The sequence below is a fragment of the Acinetobacter sp. S54 genome, from assembly GCF_016624945.1.
Taxonomy (GTDB): domain Bacteria; phylum Pseudomonadota; class Gammaproteobacteria; order Pseudomonadales; family Moraxellaceae; genus Acinetobacter.
Map to the genome: position 1 here is coordinate 1 of NZ_JACVUI010000018.1, position 17,263 is coordinate 17,263.

19 protein-coding genes and 1 tRNA gene are annotated in these 17,263 nt (G+C 40.2%); 9 read left to right on the forward strand and 11 right to left on the reverse strand.

Annotated elements, in window-relative coordinates; translation table 11 throughout:
• The 7 genes from IAE20_RS15635 to IAE20_RS15665 all read right to left on the reverse strand — a co-directional run.
• On the reverse strand, positions 1-904 hold a 904-nt coding region (locus tag IAE20_RS15635), incomplete at its 3' end, for an Ig-like domain-containing protein (protein ID WP_200529625.1).
• A gap of 314 nt (positions 905-1,218) precedes the next feature.
• Complete coding sequence (locus tag IAE20_RS15640) at positions 1,219-1,644, reverse strand: hypothetical protein (RefSeq protein ID WP_200461783.1); 426 nt, start codon at positions 1,642-1,644, stop codon at positions 1,219-1,221.
• A 448-nt stretch (positions 1,645-2,092) separates the two neighbouring features.
• The gene (gene lptB, locus IAE20_RS15645; RefSeq protein WP_200461784.1) at positions 2,093-2,839 is read right to left on the reverse strand and encodes an LPS export ABC transporter ATP-binding protein; all 747 of its coding nucleotides are present in this window, start codon (positions 2,837-2,839) and stop codon (positions 2,093-2,095) included.
• The gene (gene lptA, locus IAE20_RS15650; protein WP_200461785.1) at positions 2,840-3,388 is read right to left on the reverse strand and encodes a lipopolysaccharide transport periplasmic protein LptA; all 549 of its coding nucleotides are present in this window, start codon (positions 3,386-3,388) and stop codon (positions 2,840-2,842) included. It abuts the gene before it with no gap.
• Positions 3,372-3,920, reverse strand: a complete 549-nt coding sequence (gene lptC / locus IAE20_RS15655; protein WP_200461786.1) for an LPS export ABC transporter periplasmic protein LptC — start codon at positions 3,918-3,920, stop codon at positions 3,372-3,374. Before lptC ends, lptA begins: the two co-directional genes overlap by 17 nt.
• 38 nt (positions 3,921-3,958) lie before the next feature.
• Positions 3,959-4,498: a KdsC family phosphatase gene (locus tag IAE20_RS15660; protein ID WP_200461787.1), complete on the reverse strand. Its 540-nt coding sequence runs from the start codon at positions 4,496-4,498 to the stop codon at positions 3,959-3,961.
• Positions 4,499-4,501: 3 nt separating this feature from the next.
• On the reverse strand, positions 4,502-5,479 hold the full coding sequence (locus IAE20_RS15665; RefSeq protein WP_200461788.1) for a KpsF/GutQ family sugar-phosphate isomerase: 978 nt from the start codon (positions 5,477-5,479) through the stop codon (positions 4,502-4,504).
• A 210-nt stretch (positions 5,480-5,689) separates the two neighbouring features.
• Here IAE20_RS15665 and cysS point away from each other — a divergent pair, with 210 nt between their 5' ends.
• Both cysS and IAE20_RS15675 read left to right on the forward strand, forming a co-directional pair.
• The gene (gene cysS / locus IAE20_RS15670) at positions 5,690-7,111 is read left to right on the forward strand and encodes a cysteine--tRNA ligase (RefSeq protein ID WP_200482851.1); all 1,422 of its coding nucleotides are present in this window, start codon (positions 5,690-5,692) and stop codon (positions 7,109-7,111) included.
• A gap of 64 nt (positions 7,112-7,175) precedes the next feature.
• Positions 7,176-7,251, forward strand: a tRNA-Gly gene (locus IAE20_RS15675).
• A 39-nt stretch (positions 7,252-7,290) separates the two neighbouring features.
• On the opposite strand, the gene tauD is transcribed toward IAE20_RS15675, so the two are convergent.
• From tauD to tauA, 4 genes are read right to left on the reverse strand one after another with little or no spacing between them, the layout of a single operon-like run.
• Positions 7,291-8,148, reverse strand: a complete 858-nt coding sequence (gene tauD / locus IAE20_RS15680; RefSeq protein ID WP_227611154.1) for a taurine dioxygenase — start codon at positions 8,146-8,148, stop codon at positions 7,291-7,293.
• 15 nt (positions 8,149-8,163) lie between these two features.
• The gene (gene tauC / locus IAE20_RS15685; protein WP_200482850.1) at positions 8,164-9,036 is read right to left on the reverse strand and encodes a taurine ABC transporter permease TauC; all 873 of its coding nucleotides are present in this window, start codon (positions 9,034-9,036) and stop codon (positions 8,164-8,166) included.
• Positions 9,033-9,824, reverse strand: coding sequence for a taurine ABC transporter ATP-binding protein (locus tag IAE20_RS15690; protein ID WP_200461791.1), 792 nt, complete (start codon positions 9,822-9,824; stop codon positions 9,033-9,035). Before IAE20_RS15690 ends, tauC begins: the two co-directional genes overlap by 4 nt.
• A 13-nt stretch (positions 9,825-9,837) precedes the next feature.
• Complete coding sequence (gene tauA, locus IAE20_RS15695) at positions 9,838-10,860, reverse strand: taurine ABC transporter substrate-binding protein (RefSeq protein ID WP_200482849.1); 1,023 nt, start codon at positions 10,858-10,860, stop codon at positions 9,838-9,840.
• A gap of 269 nt (positions 10,861-11,129) precedes the next feature.
• Here tauA and IAE20_RS15700 point away from each other — a divergent pair, with 269 nt between their 5' ends.
• The 7 genes from IAE20_RS15700 to tolA all read left to right on the forward strand — a co-directional run bounded on the left by IAE20_RS15700 (position 11,130) and on the right by tolA (position 17,232).
• A complete protein-coding gene (locus tag IAE20_RS15700; protein ID WP_200482848.1) occupies positions 11,130-12,470 on the forward strand; it encodes a deoxyguanosinetriphosphate triphosphohydrolase in 1,341 nt (446 codons plus the stop codon).
• 55 nt (positions 12,471-12,525) lie between these two features.
• Positions 12,526-13,131, forward strand: coding sequence for a Holliday junction branch migration protein RuvA (ruvA, locus tag IAE20_RS15705; protein WP_200482847.1), 606 nt, complete (start codon positions 12,526-12,528; stop codon positions 13,129-13,131).
• A gap of 6 nt (positions 13,132-13,137) precedes the next feature.
• Positions 13,138-14,139 (forward strand): Holliday junction branch migration DNA helicase RuvB, encoded by a 1,002-nt coding sequence (gene ruvB / locus IAE20_RS15710; RefSeq protein WP_200461795.1) that lies wholly within the window; start codon positions 13,138-13,140, stop codon positions 14,137-14,139.
• 407 nt (positions 14,140-14,546) lie between these two features.
• Complete coding sequence (gene ybgC / locus IAE20_RS15715; protein WP_200461796.1) at positions 14,547-14,948, forward strand: tol-pal system-associated acyl-CoA thioesterase; 402 nt, start codon at positions 14,547-14,549, stop codon at positions 14,946-14,948.
• A 32-nt stretch (positions 14,949-14,980) separates the two neighbouring features.
• Positions 14,981-15,679 carry a protein TolQ gene (gene tolQ, locus IAE20_RS15720; RefSeq protein WP_200482846.1) on the forward strand — a complete coding sequence of 233 codons (699 nt, stop codon included), beginning with the start codon at positions 14,981-14,983 and terminating at the stop codon, positions 15,677-15,679.
• Positions 15,679-16,125, forward strand: coding sequence for a protein TolR (gene tolR / locus IAE20_RS15725; RefSeq protein ID WP_200482845.1), 447 nt, complete (start codon positions 15,679-15,681; stop codon positions 16,123-16,125). The genes tolQ and tolR overlap by 1 nt, the downstream gene beginning before the upstream one ends.
• Before the next feature lie 3 nt (positions 16,126-16,128).
• Positions 16,129-17,232, forward strand: coding sequence for a cell envelope integrity protein TolA (gene tolA / locus IAE20_RS15730; protein ID WP_200482844.1), 1,104 nt, complete (start codon positions 16,129-16,131; stop codon positions 17,230-17,232).
• Positions 17,233-17,263 lie beyond the last annotated feature (31 nt).

The following is a 17,263-nucleotide window of genomic DNA, read 5'->3' on the forward strand; positions in this document are numbered from 1 at the left end:
TGTAACTGCCTGTCGCTGGATCAAGCGTCACTGTGCCGTTTGCAGCTGGCGTGCTCACTCCATACGTGAGGCTATCTCCATCCACATCCTGTGCCACCACCTGGCCAGTGACTGCGGTATCTTCTGCTGTGGTGAGTGGATCGGCACTGGCTGTCGGTGCATCGTTCACGGAGCTGATCGTTACTGGAACCGTCACGGTGGTCGTGCCACCATTGCCATCACTCACCGTCACTTCAAAGCTGTCGCTACCGTGGTAATTGGCATTCGGCGTGTAGGTGTAACTGCCTGTCGCTGGATCAAATGTAACTGTGCCATGTGTTGGTTTTTTAGTAACCGTATAAACTAGAGAATCACCATCTGGATCTGTAACATTTAAAATTTTTCCAGTTTTAGGTGTATCTTCGGTGGTACTAATAGCCTGCTGCTTACTACTTTCTAAAACCTGTGGAGGTTTATTGACTATAGTTTCTTTTTCATCATTACTACTCCCCTCGCTGCTTCCTAAAGCAACTCCCCCTGCAACAGCAACTCCCCCTGCAAGCCAAGGAAGAAATACACCTGAACTGCTACCACTCGCAATAGGCAACAAGACCTCTAAACCTGTAATTTCTCTAAATAAAGGAGCCCCATTGTTCCAGTCAAACCACAAAAAAGCACATTCGTTATCTTCAAAAACCAAATCTGAAACGACTTTATCTTCGTATTGTACAAAGAAGTTTTCAATCGTAATGACATCGCCATTTTGTAATTTTAAAATTAGAGTATTGCCATCTTGAATAAACTCAGCAACATCCTCTCGGTGTAAATTAACCTGAACGATAGCCGCCGCTTTTAAAATAACTTGCGAATTGTCTATACTGCTTTTTTCTAAAGATTTCTTTTCTGTTACTACAAATTTTGTCATGCGTATATACCCAAATAATGGGCAACCCCATTATTTAAACCCTTTATATAATTGGTAATCTGCTTTCTTTTCGGCTCTCATTCCTCTGAGCATCAGCCTGTCAAGAAAGATCGAATCCCGCCATTAACCATTTTTGTGCCGCCAAATGCCACTAAAAATGGGTTGCCATTTATCTCTTTAGAAACAATCATTTATTTAAAAAATTGAATCTATTTTTTTTGAAGTCATATTTAATTAGTTAGAGTAGTTTTACACTTAAATTTATTACCTAAAGATAAGTGTGCTTCATCACTAATGTGGGGTGCTTATCTGAATCAACTTAACTTTTCAGTATTACCTTGAACAATAAAAGGCTTATCATCACTATCAATTGAAATTGTAAAATCGCGATTTTCAAGCTGATTATTCACATTTAATTTAAGTTCATACGTCTCACATATTGTTCTACAACTTTTAACTTTAATGACATACGCATCAGGCTTTAAATAAAAATTAGCCTTATTATTAATATAAAAATCGCCTGCCTTAAAATCATCAATATAGAAACTAACCGGACAGTTCTGTCTACTTTTATCATCATTCAGACAAAGCTTATTATCTCGAAAAACATGAATAACTTGATTTCTAGTATTATCCTGTTTCTGAAATAATAAATTTGAAGGCTTGCTATACATATTAAAAGGTGTAACACAAGCTGTCAGAAAAAGGCTTAGAACGAGAAGACCGCCGCCACGAATCATAAAAACCCCAATAAAATGTTAAATTTTGTACAGATATTACAACATATAATTTACAATAAAAAGAGAAATATTTCACATTTTAATAAATAAATAAAACTCACAATGCACTCATAATTTAACTCAAAAGTCATTAATCATTTGCATCAATTTTATTGATATAAACCAAAATATTTTCTGTTGCTTTATTTAATTTTTATTAAATATATATTTAACTAATGCTTATTCAAAATCTAATAATTTTAAATATATTAATATTTATGTAACTATTCACATGCATTATGAAGAAATAAAGTTATTTTTATTTAAATGTATTTTTTAATTAATTTTCCCGACTCAAATATTTAATTTAATAAAATATATAAAAATTTATCATTTAGTAAAAAAAATCCCTTTTCAAATTTCAAGAAAAGGGATTTTTTAAATAAATTAATGACTATAAATAATAAGTTTAAACTGTAAAATCATCACCTAAGTAGACTTTACGAACTTGTTCATTCTCAAGGATATCCTGAGGTGTACCTTCTGCAATAACTGAACCTTCACTTACGATATAAGCATGCTCACAAATTGCCAGTGTCTCACGTACATTGTGATCAGTAATCAGAACGCCAATTCCACGCTCTTTAAGATTACGAATAATCTCTTTAATATCACCAACTGAAATTGGATCTACGCCTGCAAAGGGTTCATCAAGCAGCATAAACTTTGGATCAGCAGCCAAAGCGCGGGCAATCTCAGCACGTCGACGTTCACCACCAGAAACACTCATGCCTAAAGAATCTTTAATGTGGCCAATTTTAAAATCAGCCAACAATTCATTCAAGCGCTGTTGGCGTTGCTGCTTATTTAAATCTTTTCGGGTTTCCAAAATTGCCATAATATTTTCAGCAATTGTAAGCTTTCTGAAAATAGAAGCTTCCTGCGGCAAATAACCAATGCCTTTTCTTGCTCGTTCATGCATTGCTAAATGGGAAAGATCCTCTTGATCTAAATGAATTTCCCCTTTATCCATCCGCACCAAGCCAACAACCATATAGAAACTAGTAGTTTTACCCGCACCATTTGGTCCAAGCAACCCTACAATTTGACCGCTTTGCATCTGAAATGATACATCTTTCACTACCCAGCGTTTACTATAATTTTTAGCCAGATGCTTAATACAAAGTTTTTGTGATTTTAGAGGCGATTGATCCATTTAATCACGTGCTCCTGGGAAGCTTTTTGAACTAGACGGTGGGATAATCAATTGAACACGGTTTGAACTAGAACCCTGTGCTTCAATATCACCTTTATTCATACTATATTTTAAGCTATTACCACGAATACTTGCGCCATCCTGAAATAGATATGCATTCCCTGTTAAGGTAATAATTCCGCTATCTGCATTGTAAACAATCTTTTGTGCTTCACCACGAGCTACACCTTTTTCAGCGCTAATTTGTTGCTGAAATTTAGATGGTCGCCCATTGGCTGTAATGGTCTGAATTTCTCGTTTGGAATTAAGCTGGGCAACGATTGAGTCTGCCTGTAACTTCATGGTGCCCTGTTCAATGACTACATTTCCAGTATAAGTAGTGACACCCGTTCTATCATTAAAAGTAGCTTTGTCAGCCACTAAAGAAATAGGTTGATTGCGATCTGCAGGTAGCGCAAATGCTGAAACAGACAGCATTGCCATCACAGTAAAACCAGCAATCTGTTTCAGGAAAGTCGAACGTGAAGTCGAATTAAGAATTTGGTGCATACTTTCCTCGAATATTAAAAAATTCGTATTGTCCATTTTCCAGATTGGCTTTTAGCCCACTGCTTACAAAAGAAGCTTGCGATGATTGCACATCCACCTGATGCGTTGTTTCTATTATTTTTGTTTTAGGATAAGTCGTTAGCTCATCGGTACGAAAAATAATTTCACCATTTTCAGCAAGTTTTGTTGCAACCACATCTCCAGAAAGAATTACTTTTTCATTATCATCATAGCCATTGGCGACCTTAGAAAAGAAAGTCGCATTTACTTGCCCATTTTGGTACATCGAAGCATGCAAGTTTTCAAGTTTTGAAGTTTGCTTTTGCATATTCTGTTCTAGCCGATCGACTTGAGCACGAATATATAGATGTCCTTGATCATTCGTTTGGGTCAAATGAATGTCCTGAGCAGAATAGGTCATATTTCGACTCGTATCTGCCTCAAGTTTATTTGCTTTCCCACTGTAGTAATAATAGCCACCACTTACAGCTGCGATTGCAATCGCCACGATATATAAAACTCTGGTATCCATAGGCGGCGTAATATCACCTTTTTATTTGGCTTAGAATATTAATGGGGTACTGTAAGATATTTTGCAAGAAGTTCTTCGTAAACTCCTTTTGCATTCAGTAACATATCACAGACCTCGCGTACTGCTCCACGACCACCCATCGCCTGAGTCACCAAATGGGCTCGACGACGTAACTCCACATGTCCGTTTGGTACCGTCACACACATACCTGCAAGCGCAAATGCTGATAAATCAGGCCAATCATCACCCATATATAAACAATCTTTAGGTTTCAAATTAAACTGGGCACAAGCTTCACGCAATGCAACGCCTTTATCTTCACGACCCTGAAAAACTAGATCAACCCCGAGATCCGACATACGTTTTTCAACAATCTGGCTTTTACGACCTGTAATAATAATGACTTTGAGACCTGCTTGCTGAGCCAATTTCATACCCAGACCATCACGAATATCAAAAGATTTGATTTCGTCACCACTATTGGTCAAGGTGACAAAACCATCACTTAAGATGCCATCGACATCTAAAACCAGCGCCTGAATATGACGCGCCTGTTCAAGTAATGCATAAGATGCCATGAATTAATTTACCCCTGCCTGAATTAGGTCATGCATGCTAATAACACCAATCACTTTATTTTCATCATCAACCACAACAAACTGGCTAATTTTTTTAGCATTCAATTGCTTTAAAGCTTCAACAGCGCGAACTTCCTGAGAAATAGTCGCCGGATGTTGAATCATTACTTCAGATACTGGAAGTTTCACATCGAAACCTTGTTGTTTATCGATTAAACGACGCAAATCACCATCCGTAAAAATACCCAATAAATGATCCTGTTCATCTACAATAGTGGTCAAACCCAGACGTTTATTTGAAATTTCGTAAAGTACCTGATTCATAGGAGTATCAGGTGAGACTTTTGGAAGTTCCTCGGCTGTATGCATCAAATGTTTAACATGTAAAAGTAGACGTTTACCTAAAGCACCTGCTGGGTGGGAACGTGCAAAATCATCTGCAGTAAAACCACGTGCCTCAAGTAGTGCCACAGCTAATGCATCCCCCAAAACCAATGTCGCCGTAGTGCTCGAAGTTGGGGCGAGTCCTAATGGACAGGCTTCATTCGATTCACCAAGTGTTAAGGCAACATCTGCATTTTTAGGCATTGGACCTGTAGCATCACGACTGATGGTAATCAACGGAACTTCCAGATGTTTGATCAATGGCATCAGCATCATGATTTCATCACTTTTGCCAGAATTAGAAATGGCAATAAGCACATCCCCGCGTACCAGCATGCCCAAATCACCATGTCCCGCCTCGCCAGGATGCATAAAGAAAGAAGGCGTGCCAGTGGAAGCAAAAGTTGCTGCCATTTTTCGACCAATATGACCAGATTTCCCCATGCCCGTCACAACCACGCGGCCCTGACACTGCAAAATAATTTCACAAGCCTGATTGAAATTGTCATCAATCTGATTTGCCAACACATCCAAGGCGTGCTGCTCAATCGCAATCGTTTCTAGTGCAATTTTTTTAAAATCGATGGTATTGGGCATAAAATATGAGCTCAAACAATTCGCGATAGCCAATCAGACTATCGCGTTTTTAACTGAAAATTTTGCAATATTCTAGCACATCTCATTTCCTATCACGTTTCTAAATGTACAAGTTTTCACTTACTTATAAAAATTATGGATAAACCTTTGTGAAATATGTGGCTTACGTTATGATGTAACGCTATTTTAGTGAATGTTTTTAAGAGTCTTATGCAACCATTCGTTTTATATAACTCAGAGCAACGTAAAAAAGTTGAATTTGTCCCACGTGTTGATGGCCAGATAGATATGTATGTCTGTGGCATGACCGTGTATGACTATTGTCATATTGGACATGCTCGAGTCATGGTTGCCTTTGATTATATTATTCGTTTTTTGCGTAGCCAAGGCTGGAAAGTCCGTTATATCCGCAATATCACAGATATTGATGACAAAATTATCAGTCGCGCCAATGAAAATGGCGAAACTATTCAAGAGCTGACAACGCGCTTCATTACAGCCATGAATGAAGATGCAGCAAGCTTGGGTTGTGCTGAACCCGATGAATCGCCTAAAGCCACCGAATACATCAGTCAAATGCAAAATATGATTGGTACTTTAGTTGACAATGGCACGGCCTACCCTGCTGCAAATGGTGACGTATATTATGAAGTCACCAAATTTGCCAAATATGGTCGTTTATCTGGCCGTAAGCTGGATGATATGCAAGCAGGTGCGAGCGAGCGAGTCGATGTCGAAGTAGAAAAAAAACATCCGTTTGACTTTGTCCTCTGGAAACATGCCAAAGCCAATGAACCATCTTGGCAATCGCCTTGGGGAAATGGTCGTCCAGGCTGGCATATTGAATGTTCCGCTATGTCAACTTGCTGCTTGGGTAATCATTTTGATATTCATGGCGGCGGTTCAGATTTACTATTCCCTCATCATGAAAATGAGATTGCACAAAGTGAAGCTGCGACAGGTGAACAATATGTCAATTATTGGATGCATGTCGGCTTTATTAATGTCGATGGCGAGAAGATGTCAAAGTCTTTAGGCAATTTCTTCACAATCCGTGATGTGATGGAAAAATTCCATCCTGAAGTCATTCGCTATTTTATTGTTTCTTCGCATTATCGTAGTCCTGTAAATTTCTCAGATACTGCCTTAAAAGAAGCAAAAACTGCACTGACCCGTTTTTATCATGCCTTTAAAGCGTATGAACAAAGTTATGGTCAAGTCCATTCTGAACAATTGGATCATGAATTTGTAGAACGTTTTAATGTTGCTATGCTCGATGACTTTAATACTCCTGAAGCAATGGCTGTTCTGTTTGATCTGAACCGTGAACTCAATCGAGCTGTTAAAGAGCAACATGCTGAACAAGCCACACGTTATTATGCAACCTTGCGTCATTTAACTTCAATTTTGGGCTTGGTTCAGCACAATGTCGACGACTTCTTAAAATCAGATATTGGTCAGCAAGCACTGAGCCTAACTGATGATGAAATTGAAGATTTAATTCAACAGCGTAGCGATGCCAAAAAAGCCCGAGATTTTGCCAAAGCAGATGGCATCCGCCAGTCCTTGCTTGAACAAGGGGTTGCCCTTGAAGATACGCGTCAGAGAACCGTTTGGCGACGTGCTGATTAAATCAACAATTAAAACCGATGCATGTTGACAGTTAAATGAAACTGTCTATAATGCATCTCACATTGCGGGAATAGCTCAGTTGGTAGAGCACAACCTTGCCAAGGTTGGGGTCGCGAGTTCGAGTCTCGTTTCCCGCTCCAAAATTTCAAAAAGCTCTAATCGAAAGATTAGGGCTTTTTTTATACGTTGTTATAACTTGCTTCACGATAATAAGGAATGTCTCCATTTATCGTAGCGCGATGCATAATCCGATGAGCATTCCCATAATCAAACAATGCCTTATGCTGAGTACAGCGATTGTCCCAAATCGCGACATCACCTTCTTGCCATTTCCAGCGCAGATGAAATTGTTCCCGTGTTGAATGCTGAAATAGAAATGCAAGTAATTCCCCGCTTTCCTGTTCAGTCAACTCATTAATACGTGTAGTAAAACCCTCACTCACAAATAAAATCGGCTGACCTGTCACAGGATGCGTTCTTACCACAGGATGCACTACAGGAGGATTGCGTTTAAAGGTTTGTTCAAGTTTTTCACGCTCTACTTCGTTTTTTGCAAATCGCTCGCTCGGAAAAGATTTACGAATATCATGGATTGCGGTTAATCCTCTTAATTTGTGCTGTAAATTTCCATGGAGTGCTGTAAATGCAGCCACACCACTGGACCATAGCGTATCGCCTCCTGTCGCAGGAATTTTAATCGCTTGCAACACACAACCTAATGGTGGCGTTTGACTAAACGTTACATCGGTATGCCACAGTTCATTATCACGTAAATCTTGCTGCCAACTATCCAAAACCAAAACTTCGGGTGTTCCCTCTATTGAAGGATAAATTGGATGGATATGCAAGGAACCGAAACTACGCGCTAGTGCCGCCTGCGCGCGTGGGTCTAATTGTTGTTGACGAAAAAAGATCACTTGATGACGTAATAAAGCCTGTTGAATCTCAGAAGTTTGTTGTACATCCAAATGATTTAAATCAACCCCATTAATAATTGCACCAATAGCGGGTTTGATTATTTCAATAACTAAACTCATTTTATTGCCTATGCTCTATAATTGTTGGCCGTACCATGGAGATAATTGCTGTTGCAACCAGCGTAAAAATAATTCAAAACTCAACGCAACAATGGCAATCACGATAATGCCCAAAATCACAGTATCGGTGATCAGAAATTGCGCTGCCGATTGCACCATAAAACCAATACCTCGATCAGCAGCCACTAATTCAGATGCTACCAAGGTTGACCAACCCACACCTAAACCAATTCTTATCCCTGTTAAAATATGGGGGAGTGCGGTCGGTAAAATCACTTTCAAAAAAACTTGCGTCTGTGTTGCACCCAATGACAATGCAGCACGTTCTCGATTAACCTGATGACTGATGACACCATGTGTACTGCTGATAATGACAGGAGCTAAAATCGAGAAAAATATGAGTAATACTTTGGTCGTTTCCCCGATTCCAAACCAAATGACCAATAGCGGTAAATATGCCAAAGGCGGTATAGGTCGTAATAATTCAACTAAAGGATCCAATATAGCGCGCGCATATTTATTAAGTCCCATCCATAACCCAAGTGGGATACCCACTGCAATGGCAGCAACCAGTGCAAATAAAACTCTGGAAATACTGGCAGCCAAATGTTGCCAGAGTGTAGCTTTCATAAACCCGTGCTGACTGACTTCTAAAAACTTTTGCCAAACTGCCTGAGGGCTGGGTAGAAATAATGATGGGACAATATGTAAAGCGGTAATCAAAAACCAAATGAGTAATACACTCAAAACACTCAGCCCACTTAAAGCAAGATTACGATGTCGCCCTAGAAATGCCAGAACCTTGCCCTTTAAACCCTTTGATGAATAAAGCGTTATATGTTTTGATCTCTGATCTTTATAATTTACCGACTCTGTTCGGGTATTCATAGCAACACCTCATCACTGGGTTGTTTTTGTTCGCGCAACCTTTCAAATAATTGTTCCCTTAAATCAATAAATTCAGGGTCAGATTTAATCGAACGTATGGACTCACCTTTCCGATAACGTTCCGCAAAATTCAAATGTAATGTTTCTACAATTTTTCCTGGATGAGCGGTCATCAATACCAATTGCTGACTCAATAAAAGAGCTTCTTCAATATCATGTGTAATAAGGAAAAAACCTTTATTCTGCTGAATCCATAAATCTAGAACCAGTTGCTGCATGGTTTCTCTAGTAAAGGCGTCTAAAGCAGCAAATGGTTCATCCAGTAAAATAAACGCAGCATGACTGACTAAAGCACGTGCAATACCAACACGCTGCTTCATGCCACCCGAAAGCTCCCAGATATTGCCCTGCGCAACATGAGATAAACCCACAATTTTTAAAATGCTTTGAACTTGTTGCTCAATGGCACTTTCCCTTAACCCTTTTAGTTCTAAAGCAAATCCAACATTTTGTTCGACATTAAGCCAAGGCAATAAGGCATGATCCTGAAACACCACTGCACGACGGACGTCAGGACCTGTCAATACTTCATCATCAATTTTGACTTGTCCCGCATCTACTTTTTGAAAGCCCGCCAAAATATTCAGCAATGTAGTTTTACCACAACCTGACTCACCTAAAATCACATTCAGTGAACCCGATTCAATCGATAAAGAGACATCCTGCAAAACTGGATATTGCTGTCTTGGAAACTGCAATTGTAAATGTTCAGCTTTCAATATACTCATGACCAACTCCTATCTATTGCAAAAAGGCTGTCGTGACATTTTCGGCATAACTTGTTTTCACTTGATCTACCTTGCCCTGACTCTTGAGAAAAGTAGCGGTATCAAAAATATTCTGAGCAAATTTGCCCGATAATGTTTTTTGTTGCTGCTCAAGGGTTAAATAATCATTCCCCGCCAGTAATAATGGAATATCTTTAGTATCTGAACCTGTTAGTTTGGCAATTTTTTCAAGATTTAACTGATCCTGTGCAAACGCTTGTGGATTCTGTTGATAAATATCAATTTGTTTGAGTGTTGTTTTGACAAAAGATTTAATAAAGTCAGGATTCTTTTCGGCAAAATCTTTACGCACTACCCATAAATCATAAGTAGGCGCGCCCCACTCACCTACTTGTTTGGAATCGGTCAATACAGTACCTGTTGCTTTTGCTTTACTTAAGGCTGGCTCCCAAACATACGTTGCATCAATATCGCCGCGTTCCCAAGCTGCTGCAATTTCAGGTGGTCGCAAATTAATAATTTTCACCTGATTTTCACTGATACCCCAATGTTTGAGCGCAGACAGTAAACTATAATGTGTCGTCGAAACAAAAGGCACTGCAATGGTTTTACCCATAAGATCCTGCGGTGATTGAATTTTAGATTTTTGACTCACAACCAATGCTTCGGAGCCGCCAAGTTTTGCTGTAATTAAAAATACTTCAATTGGAACGTGACGACTGGCTGCTGCTGCCAATGGACTTGACCCAATGTTGCCAATAACCACATCGCCCGACGCTAGAGCATTGACGACATCAGAACCAGCATCAAATTTCTTCCATTGAATCTGCTGACCACTCTCCTTTTCATAATCGCCGTTGGCCTGTGCAACTTTACTGGGATCAACACCCGTTTGATAAGCAATCACGACAGATTTGCCAGAAGTTTTTTGATTAATAGGTGTTTGATCTTTACGATTTTGGTAGACAATAAAAGCAACAATCGCCGCAAGGACGATTACTGTAATCCACAAAGGCTTAGAATTTTTTTTGCTCATAACATTCAATAAAAGTCATCTTTAAGATAAATGGTATGGCACTCGCCTTTATAATTTTAAATAATAAAAAATGGATTGCTTATGCGTATATTAAAAATAAAACTAAAAAAGCTCTCAATAAAAATATAAGCTAAAACCAACATATTTAACCAAGCATTTTTGAAAAGCTCAAAAAAATACAGTTAGCAGACAAATCATGTCGCACTGCCCTAGTGCTTTGCATTGTTTTTTGGCATGATGCAAAGTAGATCTCTTAAGAACAGTTATAAATGGAACAAATGCGTTGGATGGAGTTGCTTTCAGCAGTTCGTTTAGGTAGCAAAAAAAGTACAACAGAATTGGGACGTAGCCCATTTCATAAAGACTATGATCGCATCATATTTTCTCAAAGTTTTCGCCAGCTTAACCGAAAAACACAAGTTCATCCTTTTGCTCTGCAAGATGGAGTTCATACTCGTTTAACACACTCTCTTGAGGTTTCATGTATTGGGCGGTCGCTTGGCATGATGACTGCTGAAAAAATAAAAGATGAACTCCCTGCATGGATCTCTCCCTCTGATGTCGGTGCAATTATTCAGGCTGCGTGTCTTGCTCATGATATTGGCAATCCACCTTATGGACATGCAGGTGAATACGCCATTCGTGAATGGTTCGATGATGCTTCACATAACGATTTTTTAAAAGAACTTAGTCCCGAAGAAGAAGCAGATGTGCGCCAGTTTGAAGGCAATGCACAAGGTTTGCGTCTCTTAACGCGCATTGACTATCATCCAAATGATGGAGGCATGCGTCTCACCCATGCGACTTTGGGCGCTTATTTAAAATACCCCTGGCTTTCTAAAACCATTGATTCGCAAGGAGATCGCCCCTCTCATCAACGGGCTAAATTTGGCTGTTATCAGACTGAAAAAGATATTTTGACTGAAATTGCCGATCAGCTTGGATTGATCCAACTCGGTGAATATCACTATTGTCGTCACCCTTTGACTTATCTGCTCGAAGCCGCAGATGACATGTGCTATGCCCTGATTGATCTGGAAGATGGCATTATTTTAAATATGTTGACCTATGATGAAGTTGAACCCATTTTTCTAAATCTCATTGCAGATTATGGAATTCCAGAAGAGTTAGGGCAAAGCAATACCACATGGCAACAAAAAATCGCAGCATTACGTGGTCGAGTCATGAAACGTCTAGTTGCTGAGGTTTCCAGCGCCTTTGCACGACACCATATTGAAATATTATCGGGACAGCTTGAAGGAACCTTATTACAATATTGTCCTGCGGATATTGGTATTGGAATAGAAAAAGCCAAAGATCTAGCGCGAAATAAAATTTTTGAACATCGGCAAAAGTCAGATCTGGAAATTATTGCGCATAGTAGTTTGCAATCAATTCTGGATGCGTTTATTCCCCTGTCCGTACCGCAAAAAACCTTAAGTTTCAAAGAAAAGCGACTAATGTCTATTTTGCAACAGTTTGGTGCCAATTTTCAGGACAATCACTACCAGAACATCATGCAAATACTGGATATAATCAGCAAATTTTCAGATCATCAAGCTTATGACCTAGCACAAGTATTACAGGGTCGACGCGAAAGTTTTATGTAATGTCTGCACAGTTTCAGACATATAATTTTATATTATTTTAGGAATGAAATATTCAATGATTGGTTGTTTAATTGGTGAAGTGTTTGCACTTGAAGCACCTACGGTACTCCTTAATGTCAATGGTGTAGGCTATGAAATAGATACTCCGCTTTCGACATTTTGCCAATTACAAAAAGGCCAGAAAGCGACCTTATGGACACATTTGGTTGTTCGTGAAGATGTACAGCAACTTTATGGTTTTTTAGAGGCTCAGGAAAAAACTATTTTCCGTACTCTGCTTAAAGTCAATGGAGTTGGTCCGAAAATGGCGCTGGGAATTTTATCGACATTAAGCGTTGAGCTTTTAATTCAGACCATTGAACATGATGACATTAATACCTTAGTCAAAGTTCCTGGCGTGGGTAAAAAAACGGCTGAACGTTTGATGATTGAACTACGTGATCGTTTTAAAGCCCTTGCTGGCCAAACCACATCGGCCTCAAACAATAGTAGTGCACAAATTCAGTTTGTATCGAATTCCCCAATCGCTGAAGCTGAAGCTGCATTACAATCATTGGGTTATAAGCCAATCGAGGCACAAAAAGCCGTGGCTGCGGTCAAGGCTGATCACACAGAAGCCGCAGACTTAATTCGTGCTGCACTTAAATCAATGATGAAGTAACCAATCATGCATGACCGTTTAATTAGTGGCAAAGAAAAACCAGAAGATCAATTTGATCGTGCCATTCGGCCAACGTCATTGGCAGACTATATTGGTCAGCCAGTAGTACGCGAGCAAATGGAAATTTTCATTGGTGCTGCACGTGGCCGTGGCGAAGCGCTAGATCACACTCTGATTTTTGGCCCACCGGGACTAGGTAAAACCACACTTGCCAATATTATTGCCCGAGAAATGGGAGGAAATTTAAAATCTACATCTGGTCCAGTTCTGGAACGCGCAGGCGATCTAGCCGCAATGCTGACCAATCTGGAAGAAGGCGATGTGTTATTTATCGATGAAATTCATCGTCTTTCGCCTGTCATTGAAGAAATTTTATATCCTGCCATGGAAGACTACCAACTCGATATCATGATTGGTGAAGGCCCGGCAGCACGTTCGATTAAATTGGACTTACCCCCTTTTACACTAGTTGCTGCAACCACTCGAGCTGGTTTACTTACCTCACCGTTGCGTGACCGTTTCGGAATTGTGCAGCGTCTGGAGTTTTATTCTGTCGAAGATTTAACCCATATTGTCACTCGCACTGCAAATTTAATGGATGTGCCTATTACTCGAACAGGTTCCGAGGAAATTGCTCGACGTTCACGGGGTACACCACGTATCGCCAACCGTTTATTACGCCGTGTGCGTGACTATGCACAAGTTAAAGGTACAGGCGAAGTTACTCAGGACATGGCTCAACGTGCCCTAGATATGCTTAATGTAGATAAATCTGGCTTAGATACCCTTGATCGGCGCTATCTCAGTATGCTTCTAGAACGTTTTGAAGGAGGGCCTGCAGGCGTTGAAGCCCTTGCCGCAGCTATGGCCGAAGATAGCGGAACTTTAGAAGATGTAATTGAACCCTATTTGATCCAGCAAGGTTACGTGATGCGTACCGCACGTGGACGTATTGCCACTAATCAAGCTTATATGCAATTTGGAATGACCCCACCTGAGCAGCGTTAAAAAAAGCAACGCTTTTTAGCTGCGCAAGGCGAACAGCTATGCTGTGAGTAAAAGTGTTAAAAAAAGCAACACTCCTTACGGAATATATTCCTCATGCGCAAGGGGAACAGCTATGCGGTGATTAAGGACACTCAAAATCGAAGATTTTAGCTATTTAATCTCTGCAATCAGGCATTACCAAAAGTAGTTTTTTAGACTATACGCCTTCTGATTAAGCCCATATGACTCTAGAGCTTAATCAAATCAATAGTTGAGGGTGAGATTGAAAGCTTGTGCCATTTGACGAAATAGTCATTATGCTAAACTTCCACGCGTTTAAGAGCATTAAGTCAGAGTGTCGTAACTGGTAAAAATCTGGCACTCCCTGCTCACCTGTTATTGTTTATACCTTAGTACGGATATCTATCATGGCTAATCTTTTTGAGTTCAAAATTCGCGTATATATTGAAGATACAGATGCTGGAGGTATCGTTTATCATGCCAATCATATTCGCTTTATGGAACGGACTCGTACAGAATGGCTGCGTGCTTCTGGCATCGATCATTATTGGCATCAAAAAGATTATAATTTTGTCGTACATAAAATCGCATTAAAATACATGCGACCGATTATGATGGACGATATGATTACTGTTACAGCGAGTGTAGTTTCATGTAAAGCTTCGTCATTTGTATTGCAACAAAATATTTATCGTGGTGAAATCATGCTTGCTTCTGGCGAGGTTGAACTAGCCTGTTTAAACACAGAAATGCGACCACGCCGACTCCCTGATGAAATTCGTAATCTTATTCTACAAGAACTTGAATAAGAGTAAAAAAACATACTTTGGCACATGTAACTATGGCAACACAGATCCAATCATCTCTACATATTTCTGATCTTATTTTACAGGCAAGTCCCGTCGTTCAGGCAGTCATGCTTTTGCTACTGCTGGCATCAATTTATAGCTGGTATCTGATCGCCAAGTTACATATGAGTTATAAAAAAGCGGCCCAACAGGATGAGCATTTCCAAAAAATATTCTGGTCAGGTGCCGAACTGAACACCCTTTACAATAATGCCCAGCTTAATTCTAAACGCCATGGCCTTGAAGATATCTTCTATCAAGGTTTAGGTGAGTTTTTTAAACTCAAAAAACGTCACGCAACTGCCAGTCAGACGCTCGAAGGAACTGAACGCATTTTACGTGTGGGTTTAAGCCGTGATCAAAGCCTGCTTGAACAAGGTCTTGGTGCATTAGCAAGTATTGGTTCCGTGGCACCTTATGTCGGTTTATTCGGAACTGTCTGGGGTATTATGAATGCATTTATTGGCTTGGCTGATGTTGATCAGGTTACGCTTGCCACTGTTGCACCTGGTATTGCCGAAGCTTTGATTGCAACTGCAATTGGTTTATTTGCTGCCATTCCTGCGGTTCTTGCTTTTAACCACTATACGGCTAAAGGTGAAGCGATTTACTCGGATCGTGCACTTTTTTCTGAAGAAATGGTGGCATTATTACAACGTCAGTCTGTGGGTTCTACACAGGAAGAAGTTTAATGGCCATTCAGCGTTCAGGACGCTTTGAGCGTATCAAAAAACCATTAAAAAGTGATATGAATGTCGTGCCGTATATCGATGTGATGCTCGTATTACTAGTGATTTTCATGGTAACAGCGCCTATGATTACTAGTGGTATCAAAGTTGATTTACCACAAGCGACAAATACTCCGATTGAAACTAAAGAACCTGCTATTGTCACATTAGGACAAGATGGCAATATTTATTTGCAATATAAAGAACATAATAAAGAGCAGGTTTCTTTATCTCAGTTAAAAGACATTTTAGGTGATGCCCAAACTCAAGCAGATGAAAGTAATCAAAAAATAACAGTATTGGTCAATGGTGAAAAAACCAGACCATACGGTGATGTGGTTTCTTTAATGTCAAGCCTACAGGAAGCTGGTTTAACCCAAGTTGGTCTACTCACTGAGCCATTAAAGTAAGTTATGAAGAATTTTCAAAAGCCACCTTTTCAGGAAAAAGCAATTGCACTGGGTTTTACGCTTGGCGTACATGCCATCGCCATTGTCGGCTTACTTTATTTAGGTTTAAGTAAACCGCCTGAACCACCAAAAAAGATTACGACAGTGTTAGTTAATCCTGCAGATTTGACGATCCCAGTACAGGAAGCCGAAACCACTAGCACCCAAGTGGCTGAACAAATTCAAACTACACAAGAACCAGAACCCACTGCTCCAATTGTACCTAGCAGCCCTCCGCCTGTTCCTGTGACCACTCCTACTGATGCGGTTGAAAAAGCCAAAGCGGATGCGGCAGCCAAAGCAAAACAGCAAGCTGAGGCAAAAGCCAAAGCGGATGCAGCAGAAAAGGTAAAAGCCAAAGCGGATGCAGCAGAAAAGGCAAAGCAACAAGCCGATGCAAAAGCCAAAGCGGATGCAGCAGCCAAGGCAAAACAACAAGCCGATACAAAAGCTAAAGCGGATGCAGCAGCCAAAGCAAAACAGCAGGCCGATGCAAAAGCCAAAGCAGATGCAGAAAAGGCAAAACAACAAGCCGATACAAAAGCTAAAGCGGATGCAGCAGCCAAGGCAAAACAGCAGGCAGATACAAAAGCCAAAGCGGATGCAGCAGAAAAGGCAAAACAACAAGCTGAGGCAAAAGCCAAAGCAGATGCGGCAGCCAAAGCAAAACAGCAGGCAGATGCAAAGGCTAAAGCAGAAGCTGATGCCAAACGAAAGGCTGAGGCAGATGCCGAAGCAAAAGCCTCGGCTGCCAAGCAAGCTGCTGAAGAGGCTGCGCAGAAAAAAGCCGATGCTAAAAAAATTGCATCAACAGCAAAACGTGATTTTGAACAAAAGATCCATCGCACTTGGGATATTCCAATGGGATCATCTGGCAAAAAAGCAACTGCTCGTGTCACCTTGACTGATAGCGGCGCAGTTGCATCCGTGATTGTGAATGCAAGTGATCCAGATATAAAAGCCAGTGTTGAAGCTGCTGTTCGAGCAGCCGCACCTTACCCTATGCCTTCTGATCCAGATGCACGTCGTGAAGCAAGAAGCTTTACTTCAACTTTTACTGCTAAATAATATTTTGGTCATAATTACATGGTTTAAATGG

Coding starts and splice junctions, on each gene's coding strand:
- IAE20_RS15640 (WP_200461783.1), bottom strand. CDS start 1,644: ATGATTCGTGGCGGCGGTCTTCTCGTTCTAAGCCTTTTTCTGACAGCT.
- lptB (WP_200461784.1), bottom strand. CDS start 2,839: ATGGATCAATCGCCTCTAAAATCACAAAAACTTTGTATTAAGCATCTG.
- lptA (WP_200461785.1), bottom strand. CDS start 3,388: ATGCACCAAATTCTTAATTCGACTTCACGTTCGACTTTCCTGAAACAG.
- lptC (WP_200461786.1), bottom strand. CDS start 3,920: ATGGATACCAGAGTTTTATATATCGTGGCGATTGCAATCGCAGCTGTA.
- IAE20_RS15660 (WP_200461787.1), bottom strand. CDS start 4,498: ATGGCATCTTATGCATTACTTGAACAGGCGCGTCATATTCAGGCGCTG.
- IAE20_RS15665 (WP_200461788.1), bottom strand. CDS start 5,479: ATGCCCAATACCATCGATTTTAAAAAAATTGCACTAGAAACGATTGCG.
- cysS (WP_200482851.1), top strand. CDS start 5,690: ATGCAACCATTCGTTTTATATAACTCAGAGCAACGTAAAAAAGTTGAA.
- tauD (WP_227611154.1), bottom strand. CDS start 8,148: ATGAGTTTAGTTATTGAAATAATCAAACCCGCTATTGGTGCAATTATT.
- tauC (WP_200482850.1), bottom strand. CDS start 9,036: ATGAATACCCGAACAGAGTCGGTAAATTATAAAGATCAGAGATCAAAA.
- IAE20_RS15690 (WP_200461791.1), bottom strand. CDS start 9,824: ATGAGTATATTGAAAGCTGAACATTTACAATTGCAGTTTCCAAGACAG.
- tauA (WP_200482849.1), bottom strand. CDS start 10,860: ATGAGCAAAAAAAATTCTAAGCCTTTGTGGATTACAGTAATCGTCCTT.
- IAE20_RS15700 (WP_200482848.1), top strand. CDS start 11,130: ATGGAACAAATGCGTTGGATGGAGTTGCTTTCAGCAGTTCGTTTAGGT.
- ruvA (WP_200482847.1), top strand. CDS start 12,526: ATGATTGGTTGTTTAATTGGTGAAGTGTTTGCACTTGAAGCACCTACG.
- ruvB (WP_200461795.1), top strand. CDS start 13,138: ATGCATGACCGTTTAATTAGTGGCAAAGAAAAACCAGAAGATCAATTT.
- ybgC (WP_200461796.1), top strand. CDS start 14,547: ATGGCTAATCTTTTTGAGTTCAAAATTCGCGTATATATTGAAGATACA.
- tolQ (WP_200482846.1), top strand. CDS start 14,981: ATGGCAACACAGATCCAATCATCTCTACATATTTCTGATCTTATTTTA.
- tolR (WP_200482845.1), top strand. CDS start 15,679: ATGGCCATTCAGCGTTCAGGACGCTTTGAGCGTATCAAAAAACCATTA.
- tolA (WP_200482844.1), top strand. CDS start 16,129: ATGAAGAATTTTCAAAAGCCACCTTTTCAGGAAAAAGCAATTGCACTG.